The 17990-nt window shown below is 59.1% G+C and carries 17 protein-coding genes and 1 riboswitch; of the genes, 5 read left to right on the plus strand and 12 right to left on the minus strand.

Annotated elements, in window-relative coordinates; translation table 11 throughout:
- Positions 1 to 5: 5 nt before the first annotated feature.
- The 11 genes from gorA to gspE all read right to left on the minus strand — a co-directional run bounded on the left by gorA (position 6) and on the right by gspE (position 9905).
- The gene (gene gorA / locus KEHDKFFH_RS02820; protein WP_104320522.1) at positions 6 to 1367 is read right to left on the minus strand and encodes a glutathione-disulfide reductase; all 1362 of its coding nucleotides are present in this window, start codon (positions 1365 to 1367) and stop codon (positions 6 to 8) included.
- 28 nt (positions 1368 to 1395) lie between these two features.
- Positions 1396 to 2067 (minus strand): GNAT family N-acetyltransferase, encoded by a 672-nt coding sequence (locus KEHDKFFH_RS02825; protein WP_104320523.1) that lies wholly within the window; start codon positions 2065 to 2067, stop codon positions 1396 to 1398.
- A gap of 56 nt (positions 2068 to 2123) precedes the next feature.
- Positions 2124 to 2654 (minus strand): type II secretion system protein GspM, encoded by a 531-nt coding sequence (gene gspM, locus KEHDKFFH_RS02830; protein WP_104320524.1) that lies wholly within the window; start codon positions 2652 to 2654, stop codon positions 2124 to 2126.
- Positions 2655 to 2658: 4 nt separating this feature from the next.
- Positions 2659 to 3963: a type II secretion system protein GspL gene (gene gspL, locus KEHDKFFH_RS02835; RefSeq protein WP_104320525.1), complete on the minus strand. Its 1305-nt coding sequence runs from the start codon at positions 3961 to 3963 to the stop codon at positions 2659 to 2661.
- Between the two features lie 2 nt (positions 3964 to 3965).
- Positions 3966 to 4970 (minus strand): type II secretion system minor pseudopilin GspK, encoded by a 1005-nt coding sequence (gene gspK / locus KEHDKFFH_RS02840; RefSeq protein WP_104320526.1) that lies wholly within the window; start codon positions 4968 to 4970, stop codon positions 3966 to 3968.
- A gap of 6 nt (positions 4971 to 4976) precedes the next feature.
- Entirely contained in the window at positions 4977 to 5756 is a 780-nt protein-coding gene (gspJ, locus tag KEHDKFFH_RS02845) for a type II secretion system minor pseudopilin GspJ (protein WP_104320527.1), read from the minus strand.
- Positions 5753 to 6127 carry a type II secretion system minor pseudopilin GspI gene (gspI, locus tag KEHDKFFH_RS02850; RefSeq protein WP_104320528.1) on the minus strand — a complete coding sequence of 125 codons (375 nt, stop codon included), beginning with the start codon at positions 6125 to 6127 and terminating at the stop codon, positions 5753 to 5755. Before gspI ends, gspJ begins: the two co-directional genes overlap by 4 nt.
- Entirely contained in the window at positions 6124 to 6654 is a 531-nt protein-coding gene (gene gspH / locus KEHDKFFH_RS02855; protein ID WP_104320529.1) for a type II secretion system minor pseudopilin GspH, read from the minus strand. The genes gspI and gspH overlap by 4 nt, the downstream gene beginning before the upstream one ends.
- Positions 6655 to 6660: 6 nt before the next feature.
- On the minus strand, positions 6661 to 7113 hold the full coding sequence (gene gspG / locus KEHDKFFH_RS02860; RefSeq protein WP_104320530.1) for a type II secretion system major pseudopilin GspG: 453 nt from the start codon (positions 7111 to 7113) through the stop codon (positions 6661 to 6663).
- Between the two features lie 68 nt (positions 7114 to 7181).
- Complete coding sequence (gspF, locus tag KEHDKFFH_RS02865; protein WP_104320531.1) at positions 7182 to 8393, minus strand: type II secretion system inner membrane protein GspF; 1212 nt, start codon at positions 8391 to 8393, stop codon at positions 7182 to 7184.
- A 3-nt stretch (positions 8394 to 8396) separates the two neighbouring features.
- Positions 8397 to 9905: a type II secretion system ATPase GspE gene (gene gspE, locus KEHDKFFH_RS02870; RefSeq protein ID WP_104320532.1), complete on the minus strand. Its 1509-nt coding sequence runs from the start codon at positions 9903 to 9905 to the stop codon at positions 8397 to 8399.
- A 166-nt stretch (positions 9906 to 10071) separates the two neighbouring features.
- Here gspE and KEHDKFFH_RS02875 point away from each other — a divergent pair, with 166 nt between their 5' ends.
- The 5 genes from KEHDKFFH_RS02875 to KEHDKFFH_RS02895 all read left to right on the plus strand — a co-directional run bounded on the left by KEHDKFFH_RS02875 (position 10072) and on the right by KEHDKFFH_RS02895 (position 16293).
- A complete protein-coding gene (locus tag KEHDKFFH_RS02875; protein WP_104320533.1) occupies positions 10072 to 10722 on the plus strand; it encodes a type II secretion system protein N in 651 nt (216 codons plus the stop codon).
- An 8-nt stretch (positions 10723 to 10730) separates the two neighbouring features.
- On the plus strand, positions 10731 to 11393 hold the full coding sequence (locus tag KEHDKFFH_RS02880; protein ID WP_104320534.1) for a transglutaminase-like cysteine peptidase: 663 nt from the start codon (positions 10731 to 10733) through the stop codon (positions 11391 to 11393).
- Between the two features lie 121 nt (positions 11394 to 11514).
- A complete protein-coding gene (locus tag KEHDKFFH_RS02885) occupies positions 11515 to 13119 on the plus strand; it encodes an FAD-binding oxidoreductase (RefSeq protein WP_104320535.1) in 1605 nt (534 codons plus the stop codon).
- Between the two features lie 26 nt (positions 13120 to 13145).
- Positions 13146 to 14744, plus strand: coding sequence for a glycerol-3-phosphate dehydrogenase/oxidase (locus KEHDKFFH_RS02890; protein WP_104320536.1), 1599 nt, complete (start codon positions 13146 to 13148; stop codon positions 14742 to 14744).
- Positions 14734 to 16293, plus strand: a complete 1560-nt coding sequence (locus KEHDKFFH_RS02895; protein ID WP_104320537.1) for an FGGY-family carbohydrate kinase — start codon at positions 14734 to 14736, stop codon at positions 16291 to 16293. The genes KEHDKFFH_RS02890 and KEHDKFFH_RS02895 overlap by 11 nt, the downstream gene beginning before the upstream one ends.
- Here the strand turns inward: KEHDKFFH_RS02895 and KEHDKFFH_RS02900 are convergent.
- On the minus strand, positions 16274 to 17494 hold the full coding sequence (locus KEHDKFFH_RS02900) for a D-amino acid dehydrogenase (protein ID WP_104320538.1): 1221 nt from the start codon (positions 17492 to 17494) through the stop codon (positions 16274 to 16276). The genes KEHDKFFH_RS02895 and KEHDKFFH_RS02900 overlap by 20 nt on opposite strands.
- Before the next feature lie 163 nt (positions 17495 to 17657).
- Positions 17658 to 17750, minus strand: a riboswitch (glycine riboswitch).
- Positions 17751 to 17990 lie beyond the last annotated feature (240 nt).

Here is a 17990-nt window from a genome sequence, read left to right on the forward strand (position 1 = left end):
ATAGCTCAGGCTACCGGCTCCCGCATGGTGACAAATTCTTCGGCAGAGGTCGGATGGATGCCGAGGGTGGCGTCAAATTGAGCCTTGGTGGCACCAGCCTTGATCGCAACCGCCAGTCCCTGGGTAATCTCACCCGCGTCTGGGCCCACCATATGGGCACCTAGCACCCTGTCGGTCTCATCATCTACCACCAGCTTCATCAGGCTACGTTCATCCCGACCGCTGAGGGTGTATTTCATCGGACGAAATTCGGAGCGGTAAATCCGCAGGCGATGCCCCGCTTCCCGGGCTTCTTCCTCAGTCAGCCCGACCGTACCTATATTGGGCTGGCAGAACACGGCGGTTGGAATAGCAGAATAGTCCATCTCGCCTTTGCCATCACCGAACAGACGTCTGGAGAGCACCATGCCCTGGGCCAGGGCGACCGGCGTGAGCTGAGGCGTTCCAATGACATCACCCAGTGCCGTGATTGAGGGCACAGCAGTCTGGAAGTGATCATCCACCACAACGTGCCCTGAAGCGCTGAGCTGAACGCCAAGATCCGTCAGGCCCAGACCGTCGACAAGCGCCCTGCGCCCGGTTGCCGCCATCACCAGCCCGGTTTCCAGAGTTTCGCCATTGTTCAGTTGAACCCGGTAATGAGCATTTTCGGCCTCAACGGATTCAATGGTCACGCCAAACCGCAGGTTCACGCCTTTCTTGCGCATTTCCTGTTCGGTAAACCGTCGGATGTCACCATCAAACCCGCGCAGAAACAGATCGCCACGGTAAAGCAAAGTCGTCTCAACACCCAATCCCGCCAGGATGCCGGCAAACTCCACAGCAATGTAGCCGCCGCCCCACACCACGGCCTGCTTGGGCAGCTGTGGCAGGTAGAACATCTCATTAGAAGTGAGGATGCATTCCTTACCGGGCACATCCGGAATAACCGGCCAGCTACCTGTGGCAACGGTAATGTGTTTGGCCCGGTAAGACGTATCGCCAACCACCACGGTATTGGCGTCCGCCAGTGACGCCGTCCCTTCGATGATGGTCACCCCGGCGTTTTCCAGCAACCGGCCGTAAATACCGTTCAAGCGTTCAATCTCGGCGTTCTTGTTGGCCACCAGCTTTGGCCAGTCGAAACTGACATCATCGAGCGGCACCTGCCAGCCATAACCGGCGGCGTCTTCCAGCTCGTCGTGGACATGGGCCCCGTAAACAAAGAGTTTCTTGGGCACGCAGCCCACGTTCACACAGGTTCCGCCAAGGTACCTGGATTCAACCACGGCTACCTTGGCGCCCCGCTGGGCAGACATTCGGGCGAGACGAACACCACCGGAGCCGGCTCCGATAACGATCAGATCAAAATCCTGCTGGTCAGACACAGCTTCTCCCGTTAAACGTTAAATAAGGTCAGGTTTGGCCGGATACGGCCCCTTTGGTCTCCGGATGCACTTCCCTGAACAGCACGTGATCCTCAAAATCGCCGAGCTGTATCTTGCCAAGGCTCCGGAACCCCTCGGATTCGTAGAAGGGCAAATAGCGATTGTTGCCGGTATCAAGAACCAGGCCACTGCCCCGAGGATTCTCTGCACAGAGCTTTTCAACGGTTTTCAGCAACAAACGGCCATAGCCGCGATTCTGGTATTTGGGGTTAACCCCCATCATGGGCAACTGGTGCGCCAGCGGTTGCGGCAGCATGTCACGAATTTTCTGGTGGTAGTCCAGGTACCGGCGTGTGGAAGCAAAACCGGTGGTCAGGACCATACGAATCCGCCAGCTGATCTGATCAGCCAGGTTCATCCTTAATTCCGGATCCCCGATGAACGCCACCGCTACGAGCGTATCGTCAACCATCACACCGATCGCATCCTGATCAAGCTCAAAATAAAGGTCTATCAATTCCCTTATGGTGGCTCTCACACGCTGATCGTAGCCGGGGCGTCGGTGATCGAAAAGATACTGGAACGTCGGCTCGTTCCGGTAGGCGTGGAACAGAATGGATCTGGCTTCATTGCGCGCCGTTTCGTCGAGACGAACAATGGCTGGCTCGGATTTGTTCTTGTTGTCGCTGCCGCTACTCATCGCTTCCCTCTCCTGCGTCAGTTCCGTGCAAAAGGCCCGGAATCTGGTTTTCAGAATCAGATGGCCAGTGTTAAACGAACGGATACCCGCCCGGGTTCACTTGCCCTGTCCATGGCGGCCTGGTCGATGACCACGCCATGGTTGCCATTCAGGCGCTCCAGCCACGCAGCCACTTCAGCAAAGGGCGCGTTCTCAAGCCAGACACGAATGGCGCCTTCGCCGCTGGGTTCAAACCGCTGAAGCGACAGGCCAGCCTCACCGGCGGAACGGGTCACCAGGGCCATCAGGGCGCGGCCATCAGCGGGCGTGTCGGCCGTTGCCGCCGCACTGTTGCCACCAGCATTCCCCAGGCGTTGAATGGTCTGTTCGTTAGCCTGCATCCAGGCCAATAATTCACCGGCGTTGTCTCGCGCGGCTTCAGACTGCTCATGAAAGCCCGCTGCCGGGCGCCATACGGCAAAATACAGAATGCCAAGAAACACCGCGATGGCCAGTACCATCAGGGCCTGCTGGTCGCGGCGGGGCAACTGATCGTATTGCGCAATGAGTTTGCCGACCGCCGGCTGATCCTTGATTCGGGAAAGCATACCCTTAACCTCCAGAGACCGTCAGGCGGCCACGTGCACCACTGGCCTCGTTCACCACGGAGCCTATCTGCGCTTCCAGGCCCTGGTTTGCCAACCCGTTTCGCAACGCGCTCAGGCGATCGTAGCTGTCCGCTCTCACGTCGACGATCAGCTCACCGCGGGAACGGCTGTAGTTCACTGAATTGAAGTTAACCCCCTGGCTACCCGGCAGTCGGGCATATTGCTGGCCGGTGTATTTCATCAGGGTGATGAAGTCCACTTCCGGGCCGCTGGAGCCGGCAACCCGCAACTGCCCTTCGATAACACGCCGCACATTGCCTGCATGGGTGCGCCGGTCATTGGGGAAAGCGTCTCGATAAATCGCCATGGCCTCGCTTCGTAATTCGTCTGCCTGATTCTGGTAGTAAAACCCCATCCCGGCATTCAGAGCCACCTGAACCCCGAACCAGACTGCTGCCACCGCAATCAACGGCTTCCATGGTTTCAGCGGGCTGGACTTGCCAGATTTCGAAGAAAACATGCCCTGGCACAGGTTCACTGGCTCGCAGAGGTGGTGGTGATGGGCGTAGGCGAGCAATTCCAGCGGCATCAGTTCCAGCATCTCCTTGCGAACGGCAAGGCGGCCAGAAGCACTGAGCTCGGTGATCGCTGATTGTTGAATATCAAACTCATCGGCGGTGCCGTAAACCGTGACCGGTATTTCAGCCACAACTTCTTCGGCAGACGGTGCCGCGAGGGTGTGGGCAAACATACCGAGGTTTGCGGACTGCATACTCAGCCACTCGCCCCGCTCGCTTACCATCATTGCCGTCTCGCCATCCAGGCAGACAGACCAACCGCCTTCGGTACGAGGCAGCAAGGAGGCATCCGGGTAAATCGCATCCAGGCGCACATGCTCCCAGCCGCTGAACAGCTGTACCCATTGGCCCATGCGCTCCCTGTCTATGGCAGCCACCCGGTACCCGTGGTCGGTGTGGGACCCCAGGGCCAGGTGAACAGCATCAATGTCCTGGGCGATCTGCTCCTCAACGGCGTAGGGCAAGGCCTGGTTAATGAACCTGCTTTGCTTTGCGGGAATGTCAGCCAGGCAGTAAATCGCCTCCTCACCAGGAATAAGGCCGATTAACAGAACGTTGTCCAGGGCATTCTGCCCCAGGGTGTGCTCGATGGTATCGCGGCTGTCACCGGTGCCACGGGCCTGGGCATCGCCACTGGCGTCGTGCAGCACCCAGTTGAACATCTGGGCACCGGGATCCTGGTCAGCGTCCGCAAACGGCGGTATCGGGCGGACGTAAAGGCGATAAGACATGATTATCCTTCTGAAATGGTAAAAGGCTCTTTGGTAATTCGGTTTTTCTGCCCGGTATCCCTGTTAACCGTCTGGACTTCGCCTTCCGGAGTCCGGAACACGGTACTGACCATATTCACGACACGGTTATCGTAGGTAATCCGCGAAGCAACTTCAAAAAACCGTGTCTGCAACCCCAGGCCAACCGATTTGAGCCCCAGACCGGCGAACTCCGGCAAAGCCAGAAAGTCCTGAAGGTTCTCGAACCGTTCCTCTTCCCGCTTCTCAAGAATAGACGCAGCCTGGGCGTCCGTCAGCTCTTCATGCAGCGAGCGGATCACCATGGCAGTGGCGGTGTTCACATTGATCCCCGCCCCATTGACTGGCAGCGCCGCCACGTGGGGCCGCAGGGCCCGATAAATCTCTTCGGTCATACCCTCGATCAGGCGCAGCTCGGTCACCGTGGCAAAAGGCTGGTTGGCAGCCCGGTAAGCCTGCTCGGCCATTAGATATTGGCCATCCTCGGCACCATAGGCGGTGACTGTCTGGTCGTTGGGGTCGATCCAGTCCACCAGCGAGTCCACGGAAACGGCAGTAATCCCCAGTGCAGCAAACAACTGAACGAAACGATTTCTGACGATGGGGTCCACCTGACCATTGGCACCCACCAGATCATTGAGGTTCAGTCGGCCACCCAGGTCGTCAATCTGAACCTCAGCCACGCCGTTATCATCCAGCGGCAGAACAGCGGCGTTGGCGGCCCAGAACTCGTCGAGGCTGTCGACCATCAGGTTCTCGTCCTTGTCCTCGTCAAAATCCCTGCGCAGGATCTGGCGGGCAAAGGCTTCGGCACCGAGGGCAATACTCTGGCCCTGTTGTTGGGCCAGATAGTGACCTGCCTTGAACACCCGAAGGCTCTGTTGCTGGGTCATGCCTGAAGCAAGCATGACCACCAGGGCCATGGCCAACAGCACCATGATCAAGGCGACGCCGCGCTGACGGTGAGGTAACGCCGGGATCTGCCCCATAGCGGCCTAGCCCCCCTGCCCGGTTGCGCCGGTGTTTTCACCGGGTTGCTCTGTGGTGGTCTCCTCTTCGGCAGGTTCCTCTTCCGCCTCACTGGCAGCCTGGTTGGCCTGATTCAGGGCACCCTGGGCAACCGCCGGATCAAAATCCGGCAGGGCAAAAGTCCGTACCAGCGTTCCGAAACGTTCATGCTCCAGAGTCACTTCCATTCCCAGCGGCAATGGAATATCCGGGCGGCTACCGGGGGTCAATCCGGCCATCACTTCATCAGTTGGCCACTGGGGCTGCCAGCTCCGGTTGGAATCCAGAAACCGCACCTCCAGACGTTTTACACCTTCCAGAAGCAGCACGTCGCGGCTGTCATCTTCCTGGCCCTGGTCCACCATGGGCCAGTACCGGCGCCGCAATTCGCTGCCGGTGTATTCCCAGCCAACGCGCTGCAGGCCACTGCGACGGATGCCAAGGGGATTGCGCCAGCCCTGGCGGGTCAGCAACAGAGAGAAATCATCCTCTCGGCTGGACAGTGCGGGCTGGAAATCGCCGTAAATATCCCTGGCCGGTCGGTTGACCACCTGCATGATATCCCGCTCCAGCAAGAGCATGGCCCGCTGTAGCCCGTCGAACTGTTCAGCCAGTTCGTTTACCCGATCGCGGGAATTCACCACCCCATTGATAACCTGCCACACACCCAGCCCGATAACGGCGGTAATGGTGACCGCGATCAACACCTCCAGCAGGGTGAAACCATTTTGCTGCGGCTGGCAGCGCTGGCTAGGCACGGCGATCATTCTGCACCCACAAAGGCTGACAGGGTATGTATCGGAACCGGCTGCGCGCCTTCCTCGCGGTAACGGGCAACCGTGACCTCCACGCGGCGCATTTTCGCCTCGGCGGTGGCGAGAATGGCTGTGGTCACGCGCCAGCGATACGGCCCGAAATCGGTGTCCTTGGAGTTCTCGGAGATACGCGGGGTGTTTTCCTGGAGGCGGATTTCATTGATTCGATTATCCGCGAGCCAGCTGGCCAGGGTTTTATCCCGTACCCGTTCGTAGCTGGAAATGTACTGGCTGCCAACCTCCGCTGCTGCGGTCGCAATCAAACCGAACACAAGCAGAGCGATGAGCACTTCGATCAGGGTAAACCCTTTGTGCGTTCTCACCCGCTGCTCCCCTCTTCGCCCGGCTTGCGCCACTCCATGGGCGACACACCATCAGAGGCCAGCACGTGCATGGTGTCTGACCCGTTGCCGATGGTGAATTCAAGCTCGAATGGCGTTGTCTCGCCACTGGAGAAGAACACCACGTCCGGGAGCAAGGTGTCTTCGGATGAAGCCAGTCTCGGTGCGTCGCTCTCGATAAACTCGGTAACGGTCAGCCATTCGGGAAGGCTTCGGGCCCGGAACATGCGCTCGCCAGAGGCTTTCCAGTCCCCGGTCTGATCCTGAAAGGCCACAAACTGATAGCCGTCTTCTTCCAGCTTCAGGCCCAGCTCCAGATTATTGAGTACCGCCTGCTCGGAGGCTGTCTGCATGAGCAGATACAACTCCCGCACTTCGTTTTCCAGTTCACGCTGCTGGGAGCTCCCTCCCATCGTAAACACGGCAAGGGAGGCGAGCAGACCCACAACCACCAGGACCACCAGTATTTCAATCAGGGTGAAACCGGTCTGTCGGGATCTGATCTGCACAGTGATTTAGCCCTCGGTATCCCAGACGCTGATATCGGCAGCGTCGCCTTCGCCGCCTTCCTGGCCGTCAGAGCCATAGGAATACAGATCGTAGGGACCTTCGGTGCCCGGACTTACGTACTGGTATTCAGATCCCCAGGGATCTTCCGGCACGCTCTTCAGGTAACCGTCCTGGTTCCAGTTCTTCGGTTCCGGGCTGCCGCTGGGCTTGGAGACCAGGGCTTCAAGACCCTGCTGGGTAGACGGGTAATGACTGTTATCCAGTCGATAGAGGTCCAGCGCATTGGCGATGTTGCTCAACTGGGTTTCCGCCACGGTGACTTTTGCCTGATCACTCCTGCCCATGATGTTGGGTGCCACGATGGCCACCAGCAGGCCCAGGATCACCATCACCACCATGATTTCGATCAGGGTAAAGCCGCGGTTGGAGTTGTGTGTATTGAGGTTCTTGATGGTCATTGTCTCACTCGTTATTGGCATGGATTGCTTTCGGTTCGGATTCGTCTACTGACAATCCGGCGCGGGATTCATCCCACGAGATTACTCATATTCAGTATCGGCAGCATGATGGCCAGGACGATGATCAGCACCACCACGCCCATCACCAGCAGCATCATCGGCTCGAACAGCCCCACAATCGCAGCAATCTTCGATTGCAGGGTGTTCTCCTGCATACGCGCGGTCCGCTCCAGCATGCTGTCCAGCTCGCCACTGGCCTCCCCGCTGGCGATCATGTGCAACATCATCGGCGGGAAATACCCGGTCTGATCGAGGGAACGGTGTAATGAGCCGCCTTCACTGACTTTTCGGGCCGCATCCCGCAATTCCTGTCTCAGGAAATCGTTGGAGAGCACCTCACCGGCAATGCGCATCGCCTCTACCAGCGGCACGCCACTGGTGGTCAAAATGCTCAGGGTGCTGGCATACCGGGCGGTGTTTACCCCACGAACCATCCCGGAAAACAGTGGCAGATGTAACAAACGCTTGTGAAACCGCAGGCGGAACCCGGGCTTGGTCAGGAAAAACCGGAACACCATCAGTGCCCCGACCAGCAGTATAAACAGGTAGACACCGAAATCCGCCAGAAATTCCGACACCGCAAGCATCGCCATGGTCAGCGTTGGTAACTCCTGTCCCTGCTTCAGAAACACATCAATGATGTCCGGCACCACATAGGTGAGCAGGAACACCACGATGGCAATGGCGACGATACTCAGAATGATGGGATAGATCGCCGCCAGCTGAATTTTCTGGCGCGCTTCCTGACGGTTTTCGGTGTAATCCGCCAGCCGGTTGAGTACCAGGTCCAGATGGCCGGCGTGCTCGCCTGCAGCCACGGTAGACCGATACAGTCTCGGAAAGGCTCTTGGAAACTCACCCAGGCTGTCTGCCAGGGTGTAGCCCTCCATGACCTTGGCCCGGATCGCGATCAGCATGCTGCGTATTCTGGATTTCGGCGACTGCTGGGCCGCCGCAGAGAGCGCCTGCTCAATGGGAATGCCTGATTGAATCAGCGTTGCCAGCTGGCGGGTAACCAGTGCCAGGTCGGCAGCAGCCAAAGAACCCCGACTACTCAGGGGATTGCTACGGGCCTGTTTTTCCGCTGCCGGCTCAACCGCCAGTGGCGTCAGGCCGCGGTCCCGGAGTTGCTGGCGGACGGCTCTCGGGGCATCCGCCTCGACCACACCATGCTTCTGCTTGCCCCGGGAATCTAGCGCCTTGTATTCGTAAGCTGGCATGATTTACTGACCCCGGTGCGTAACGCGGAGCACTTCTTCCACCGTGGTCACACCATCCAGTATTTTCTGCACACCATCTGCGTGAATACTCGGGCCATGCTGGCGAGCCACCTTCTCCAGGTCCAGTTCTCCAGCCCGCTTGTGAATCAGAGAGCTGATTTCCTCGGAGATCTCCACCACCTCGTAGATACCGATACGCCCGCGATACCCCAGCTGGTTGCAATGGCTACAACCGGTTGCCCGGTAAATGGTGGGCGGATTGCCGGGGTCCTGCTGCAGGAATTCGCAGTGCTCTTCTGTTGGTGTGTAGGGCTCCCGACATTCCTTGCACAGAACCCGAACCAGCCGCTGGGCGACAATGCCCACCAGGCTCGATGAAATCAGGAAGGGCTCAATGCCCATGTCCATAAGCCGGGTGATGGCGCCAACGGCGGTGTTGGTATGCAGCGTGGACAGCACAAGGTGGCCGGTCAGACTCGCCTGTACTGCGATCTCCGCCGTTTCCAGGTCACGGATTTCACCAATCATTACCACGTCGGGATCCTGGCGCAGAATGGCCCGAAGCCCCCGGGCAAAGGTCATGTCCACTTTGGTGTTGACCTGGGTCTGGCCAATCCCCGGCAGGTTGTATTCGATGGGGTCTTCAACGGTCAGGATGTTGCGGCTGCGATCGTTGATTTCCTGAAGTGAGGCATAAAGTGTTGTGGATTTACCGGAACCGGTCGGGCCGGTCACCAGCAGGATACCGTAGGGCCGGTAAATCAACTTGCGCAGAACCTTCAGGTCCTGCCCCGCCATACCCAGGGATTCCAGACGGATGGCACCTGCCTGCTTATCCAGCAAACGCAGCACCACGCGCTCCCCGCTTGAAGACGGCATGGTCGATACCCGGATATCCACTTCACGCCCTGCCACCCGAAGTGCGATACGGCCATCCTGGGGCACGCGCTTCTCGGCAATATCCAGCTTCGCCATAACCTTGATCCGGGACACCAGCAACGGCGCCAGCGCCCGCTTGGGCTCTACAACTTCCCGCAGCACGCCATCCACCCTGAAACGCACCACCAGCCGCTTTTCATAGGTTTCAATGTGAACGTCCGACGCACTGGTTTTCACGGCTTCGGTCAGGATGGCGTTAATCAGCCGGATGATCGGCGCATCGTCCTCCTGCTCCAGCAAATCCTCGGTTTCCGGCACCGAATCCGCCAGGGAGGCCAGATCCATATCGTCGCCGATTCCCTCAACCATCTGCATGGCTTCGGCGGAATCGTTCTGATACGCCGAATTCAGGGCCTGATCGAACCGGTCCGGATCAATGGTGGCAAAACGGGCCCGACCGCCACTGATTCGGTTGGCTTCCGCCAGGGCGGAATGGGACGCACCGGGGCGAACCAGAATAACTGGCTCTCCGGCCTCCGAACGGGTCAGGATTACTCCGTTGCGCTTGGCAAAAGTAAACGGAAGACGGCCCAGCGGAGCATCCTGCGGCTGAAGTTCAGTGTCTGTGGTCAAGGTCGTCCTCGTTCGTGAAACCCTTTTCGATTCAACTAATTCAGAAAGGCTACCACAGGATATGGACCCGCTGAATAACTCTATACACTATACTGCCAATAAAACGTTGCAGTCTGATAACCTGTGAGCTTTTTCCCGGCCCACAAACTTGCATTCAGGATGATCAATGCTCCTAAACAATGAACGGCTTCCCCTGATTCTCGCGATCGTGGCAGGGGCCGCCATGGTCGCTCTGACAGCCTGGCAGGGTTACCGTTTCTGGCAAATGGAAAGGCAACAAGGCAATTACGGCACTGTGCAGCCAATGGTCTCCGATCCGGCTGCCGGTCGTGAGCCACCCAGCGTGAATCTGTCGTCCCTGGATCTGTTCGGGGCCGCGTCGGGCGAAAGCGCGCCGGCGGAAATGGATACCGAGAACCTGCCGGAAACCAACCTTCGATTGTTTCTTCGCGGCGTTCTGGCCGCCGATGGCGAGTTCCCGGGCAGCGCCCTGATCGAAGATGACAAGAGTAAAACCGAAGCCTACCTCGTCGGTGACGAATTGCCCGGCAACGCCACCCTGCGCTCGGTACACCCGAACCGGGTGATCATCGAGCGCTCCGGCAAACTCGAAAACCTCTATTTCCCGGAGTCTGAAGACCGCAGCGGCATGTCCTTCACTGCTGACCAGCAGGAAGCGCAGGCCGCTGAGGCCCAGCAGGCTGCATCCCCATCGCCCTCAAGAGCGCCCGCCTCCGCTACCAGCGATGAGCAGCGCCGGGAGGAAATCCGCCGGCGCCTTGAGCAGCTCAGGGAACGCCTACGGAACAATAACTGAGGCGCCCCATGGAAACGGCCGCTATCCAGATACGCCGCCGTTCCAGTCTGCTGCCTGCGTTATTGTTCGTGGTTTCCGTTGTAGGAGCCTTCGAACTCGGCTCCCGACTGATGAACTATGTCCAGAAGGAGTTCGGCACCGAGGCCCACCAGCGCCTGGAAAACTGGCAACGCCTCCACGCGCTCGCCGCGAACGCCCCCATCGACCGGCAACTTCGGCTGGTCAACTCCTTCTTCAACCGGGTGACTTTTGTCAGCGATATCCGCCACTGGGGCGAGGAAGACTATTGGGCAACCCCAGTTGAATTGCTCACCACCAACGGCGGGGATTGCGAGGATTTTTCCATCGCCAAATACCTGACCCTCAAGTCCATGGGCGTGCCGGATGACCAGCTGCGGATTGTGTATGTCAAAGCCCTGGAGCTGAACCAGGCCCACATGGTGTTGGCATGGTATCCGGAGCCGGACGCAGACCCGCTGATCCTGGACAACCTTATAAATGACATCAAGCCTGCCTCTCAACGCACTGATATCGAACCTGTTTACAGCTTCAACGGTGAAGGCCTTTGGCTCAATCAATCCGGCGGAGCGCGTACCCGAATCGGCGAAGCGGGGAGGCTTTCCCGTTGGCAGGACCTGAACAGCCGGCTGACCGAATCACTCCGGCCCTGAGCTCCATTTCAACGCATCGACTGGCGGCAAATGACAGCGCGACTGGCGCCAAGCGACATCTGTAGCAGGCGCAGACCCGCTAGAATGCGCCACATTGTTTTTAACCGGGAGAATGAGACACATGCGACGCTGGAACGGCTGGGGTGACGAAGGATTCAATCTGGCAATGCCGGAACAGGGTCAGGACTTTCTGGCTGCGCGGATTGGTAACGGCCGCCCGCTTGCGGATGCGACCCTGGAATCAGTTTGCGCCAAAGTGCCGGAATCCCGCCTGAACCCGCCGGGGGAGCTGGAAGCACTGATCGACACAAGCCCGGAAGCGCGGGTGCGGCATGCCCGCGGCCAGAGCCTTGGGGACTGGCTGGCGATGCGCAGCGGCGAGTTTGGCGTGTTTCCCGATGCTGTTGCCTTCCCCACTACCAGCGACGAAGTTCGAACCCTCCTCCACTGGGCCACAGAGCAAAGTATTCATCTGATCCCCTACGGTGGTGGCACCAGTGTAGCCGGGCATATCAACCCATTGGACAAAGGCAAGCCGGTGCTGACCGTAGATATGGGCAAAATGAATCGCCTGTTGGATCTGGACCCGGAAAGCCAGATCGCGACGTTCGGCGCGGGTACACCCGGCCCTCTGGTGGAATCCCAGCTCCGGGCCCACGGCTATACACTCGGGCATTTTCCCCAGTCTTTCGAGCTGTCCACCGTTGGCGGCTGGGTGGCGTCCCGGTCCAGTGGCCAGCAGTCCCTGCGTTATGGCCGTATTGAACAACTCTTTGCGGGTGGCCGCGTCGAAACCCTGCAAGGCACCCTCAATCTGCCAACCATACCGGCCTCCAGCGCCGGGCCGGATATCCGGGAAATGATTCTTGGCTCAGAAGGCCGTATCGGGCTGATCACCGAGGTGAAGGTTCGGGTCACCCCGCTTCCCGAACACGAGAGTTTCCATGTGGTCTTTTTCCCGGACTGGGAGAGTGCCCGCACTGCGAGCCGCCTGCTGGTGCAGAACCGCACCCAACTGTCGATGCTCAGGCTGAGTAATGCGATGGAAACCGAAACCCAGCTGGCACTGGCTGGCCACCCCAGACTGACCGGCATGCTCGAGAGCTTTCTTTCGCTCCGTGGCGCAGGCACCGGCAAATGCATGATGACCTTCGGCATCACCGGCACCCGACGCCAGACCCGAAATGCCCTGAAAGAGGCCCGCAGCATCTGCAAGGCCCAAAACGGTGTCTATACCGGCACCCGGCTTGGCGATAAGTGGGCGGCCAAGCGTTTTACCATGCCCTATCTGAGGGAGGCCCTCTGGCAGATGGGGTACGCCGTTGATACGTTGGAGACCGCCACCGACTGGGACAACGTCGACAATCTGCTGGGGCTGATCGAGAACAATCTTCGTGATGGGCTAACCGACCAACAGGAGAACACCCACGTATTCACACACCTTTCCCATTTTTACAGCCAGGGCTGCAGCATCTACACCACCTATGTGTTCCGGGTGGGCGACAGCTACGAGGAAACGCTCGCCCGCTGGCAAAAACTCAAAACCAGCACGTCCGAACTCATCGTGAACAACCGTGGCACCATCAGCCACCAGCATGGTGTCGGCAAGGATCACGCCCCTTATCTGCCAATGGAAAAAGGCGAACTGGGAATGTTAGCTATCCGTTCCCTGTGCCATACCTTTGACCCCGACGCCATCCTGAACCCGGAGACCCTGGTGAAATGAGCGCAACGCCAAATGGGAGCCCCAATATGAACCGGACCGAGACCCTCAATACGCTGCGTTCAGGGAGCAACGAATTTGATGTGGTGGTGGTCGGCGGCGGCATCACCGGTGCCGGCGTTGCCAGGGAGGCAGCGGGCAGCGGCCTGCGCACCCTTCTGGTGGAGCAGAAAGACTTTTCCTGGGGCACCTCTAGCCGCTCGTCCAAGATGGTGCATGGTGGCCTTCGATACCTGGGCAGCGGCCATTACGGTCTCACCCGGGACGCAGTGCGCGAACGGGAACGACTGATGGCGGAAGCACCGGGGTTAATCGATCCCCTGCGCTTTATCATGCCCCACTTCAAAGGCCAGTTTCCCGGCCCCCGACTATTCCAGACCCTACTCCGGGTTTACGATTTCATTGCCCGCAACCACAGCCGCCACTTTCTGACCCCGGCCGAATCCATGTTCTGGGTGCCGGGGCTGACCGGGGAAAACCTGGCCGGCGCCAGCGGCTTTACCGACGCGGTCACCGACGACTCAAGGCTGGTCCTTCGGCTGATTGCCGAAGCCCGCAGGGATGGGGCGCTCTGCCTAAATTACACCCGGGCACTCGAAGTAAAACGCAGTGGCGGCCAGGTATCGGGCTTGCTGATTCAGCCCGAGGACAACGAGACGCCCATCGAGATCTCCGCGCCACTGGTGATCAACGCGACCGGCGCCTGGGCCGATCGGCTGCAATCCAGTGACACCTCCGAGGCCGCCATGAACATCCGCCCCCTGCGCGGCAGCCATCTGGTGCTCCCCTGGTCCTGCCTGCCGGTGTCCTGTTCAGTTTCCCTGTTTCATCCTGAAGATGGCCGCCCCGTATTTGCCTTTCCCTGGTTGGGCACGACCGTTCTCGGCACCACCGATCTTGACCATGAAGGCGACCTTGATCAGGAGCCGGTGATTTCTGAAGCCGAGACCGCCTATCTGCTCGAGATCGCCGCACGTTTGTTTCCGGGCAGCCCCATTGGCCGTGGCGATATACTTTCAACCTGGGCCGGGGTGCGGCCCGTGGTAACGGATGGCTCCGGTAAGGCGCCCTCCAAAGAAAACCGGGAACACGAACTCCGGGTCGACCGTGGGCTGCTCAGCATCGCCGGTGGCAAGCTCACCACCTTCCGTGTCATCGCCCGGGAAGCGCTCACCCGGGGACTTGGCGAAGATGCCGGCAAGGTTCTGCGGCCTGCGTCCGAACCGGTATTTCAGGCAGCAAAAGACTCCGTAAGGCCCGCCGCCGTTGGCCACCAGTGCTGGCAGCGACTCCAGGGGTTCTATGGTCCCGAGCTTGATCAACTTCTTGCCTCCGGATCACTGGAGCCTGTCACTCCGAATCAAGCGTCCGACCTGCTCTGGGCGGAGCTTTACTGGGCCTGCGACAAAGAAGATGTGCAGCATCTGGACGATTTGCTTCTGCGCCGAACACGGTTGGGCCTCGTTCTGCCAAATGCCGGCAAAGCCCTTCTTCCGGAGATTCGCAGCCACTGCCAGCCCCTGCTTGGCTGGGATGACCAGCGTTGGGCTGAGGAACAGGCCCGCTACCTGGGGATCTATCACAACGCCTATTCGCTGCCACCCGCGGAGGCCTCCGATGCCAGCTGAGCCACTCATCCTGGCCATCGATAACGGCACCCAGAGCGTTCGGGCGCTGCTGTTCGATACCCGGGGCAACCTGGTGGGCAAAGGCAAGCAGGAAATCGAGCCCTATTTCTCGAGAGAACCCGGCTGGGCCGAACAGCACCCGGAGTATTTTTGGGAGCAGCTCGGGGAAGCCTGCAAGTTGCTCTGGGATACCACAGAAGCAACGCCGGATCAGGTTGCAGGTGTCACAGTGACCACCCAGCGGGGCACCGTCATTAATCTGGATGAAAACGGACACCCCCTGAGGCCAGCGATCATCTGGCTGGACCAGCGCCACGCAAAGGTCGAAGGCCCGGTCAAAGGGCCCTGGGGCTGGCTGTTCAAACTTGCCCGGTTGGAAGACACCATTAACCGGGTCCGGGAAAAGACCCAGGCCAACTGGATTGCCCAGAATGAACCGGAGATCTGGGCAAAAACACGGCACTTCCTCTTGCTGTCTGGCTATCTCAATTACCGACTGACCGGGGATTTTAAAGACTCGACAGGAAGCCAGGTCGGATACCTGCCTTTCGACTACAAGAAACACCGCTGGGCCGGCCGGCGGGATTTCAAATGGCAGACCATGCCCGTCGAGCCGTCCATGCTGCCTGAGCTGGTAGCGCCCGGTGAAACACTGGGCCATTTGACCGATGAAGCCCGCAAGCACCTCGGCCTGACCAAAAGCCTGCCAGTGATCGCCGCTGCTTCCGACAAGGCCTGCGAGATTCTCGGCTCGGGCGGGCTGACACCCGACATCGGCTGCATGAGCTACGGCACCACCGCTACCATCAACACCACCAGCCAACGGTACGTGGAGCCAATCCGATTGATGCCACCCTATCCTACTGCATTGCCCAGTCACTACTCCACCGAGGTCATGATCTACCGCGGTTTCTGGATGGTGAGCTGGTTCAAGCGGGAGTTCGGCCTGCGGGAGCAAAAAATTGCCGAAGAAAGAGGCATCGAGCCCGAAGCACTGTTCGATGAACTGGTCAAGGCGGTGCCGCCCGGGTCCATGGGCCTTATGTTGCAACCCTACTGGTCACCGGGTGTACGCCAGCCCGGGCCGGAAGCAAAAGGTTCGATTATCGGTTTCGGGGACGTTCATACCCGCTCTCATATTTATCGCGCCATTCTGGAAGGTCTTGCCTACGCGCTGCGGGAAGGAAAGGAAAAAATCGAAAAGCGCAGCGGCGTGAAAATCAGAAAGCTGCGGGTTGCCGGCGGTGGCTCCCAGAGTGATGCCGCCATGCAGCTAACCGCCGATGTGTTCGGATTACCGGCCGAAAGGCCTCACACCTATGAGACCTCCGGACTCGGCGCCGCCATAGACGCGGCCGTGGGGTTGGGTCTGCATCCGGATTTCGACACCGCCGTGGCAAACATGACCCGGGTTGGCGACGTTTTCCACCCCAATGAAGAAACCCGGGCCCTTTACCAGCAGCTCTACTCTGAGGTCTATCTGAAGATGTACCCCCAGCTTCAACCTCTGTACCGGAAGATCCGGGAGATTACCGGCTATCCCCGGTAACACTCTCCGCGACCAACTCAGCGGTAATCGCCGAGAGCGTCCAGCCAAGATGCCCGTGGCCGGTGTTGTAGAACACCGTTGGAAGGCGCCCTGGCCCAACCCTTGGCATCATGTTCGGAAGCATCGGGCGTAATCCCGCCCAGGGAACCACCTTGCGTGTACAGACTCCGGGGAAGCACTGCTCAACCCAACGGGTCAGCGGGCGAATCCGGTCATCCTTGATATCGCGGTTGTAACCGCTGAACTCCGCGGTACCGGCAACCCGGAAACGGCCATCGCCCAGGCGACTGGTGACGATCTTGGTGGCATCGTCCAGCAGGCTGACCGTCGGCGCGGCTTTTTGCGAGGCCTCGTCGTCCAGCTCCACGGTAATGGAGTAGCCCTTTACCGGATAGATATTCACCCGGTCACCCAGCTTTTTCGCAAGCCCGCGACTGCCGACACCGGCACAGATCACGACACCATCGAAGGTGTCCCGGGATTGCTCTGTGCCATCGTGAGCAGTAACCCAGGCATTACGCTCGTCGGCGCTCAGCTCTGTAACGGTATGGCCATAGCAGGTTTTAACGCCAAGGCGCTGGATGGCATCGGCCAGGCCATTGGTGAACTTGTGAATGTCACCCGTGGAGTCACTCTCGGTGAAAAACCCGCCGTAATAGGTGCCAGCAAGCGTCGGCTCGATGGCCTTCATCTCCTCCGGCGTCACCGAACGGCGCTCCAGGCCGCCAGCAGACAACAAACGGGACACTTTAGCCGCGTGGTCAAACCCGGCCTTGTCGCGATAGATGTGCAGAATGCCCTGCTTCTTGAGATCGAAATCAATGCCCTCTTCCTGCGCCCAGGCAAACAGGTGATCACGGGCAGCAATGGCCAGGCGAGCGGTTTCCGTGGTGTTTTTCTCGTACTGGGGAATAGCAGCGATGAACTCGGCGAACCAGCTCAGCTTGTGCCAGGAAGGCTTGGGATTAACCAGCAGGGGGGCATCCCGGCGGGACATCCATTTGATGCCCTTCATAACGGTTTGCCAGTTGTTCCAGACTTCGGCGTTCGAGGCCGAGAGCTGGCCACCGTTGGCGAAGGAGGTTTCCATCGCCGCATAGCGGTGTTTCTCGTAAACCGTAACATCAAGCCCGCGCTTGGCAAGGGTATAGGCAGTAGTAATACCGGTGATACCACCGCCAATGACTGCGATTCGCTTCATTCCAATCTCCGTGAGCGCCCAGGGTTTCCTCTCTGCTCGAAATGGCAGAAAGCACCCCTTCCGTCACGGGACCTGAGAGATTCACGGGCCGTTTCAGCGAAACGGGCCGCTTGCTCCTTCGGTGTGCCGACTGACGCGATTGTCGACAGCTCTTCGGAAAGTATTCATGTCAGCGGTCCTTTTGCCTGAGAGTTTCCGGGGCAGTTGCTCCTTCGGCGCTGATCGCAAGGGATTCAGTCTCTCCCGCAGACATGTCTGATTGGTAATAAAACCCAACCCACGGGCGTAAACATAGCAAATAACCAGAGGGCATGGAACTGCTACGTCTGTCCTGGAAATGTGACAAAAAATTGATCAATGTCAGACAATGCAGCACGGGGAATATATTACTCTTGAATATACACAGAACCAGATCGTCTGAGATAGGCGTAGCGACATGGCCGCTCCACCGGTTGTTATCCGACGATTGCATTCTGTCCGGATTTTCCCGTTGCGG

The sequence above is a fragment of the Marinobacter maroccanus genome (genome assembly GCF_002933275.1).
Lineage (GTDB): Bacteria > Pseudomonadota > Gammaproteobacteria > Pseudomonadales > Oleiphilaceae > Marinobacter > Marinobacter maroccanus.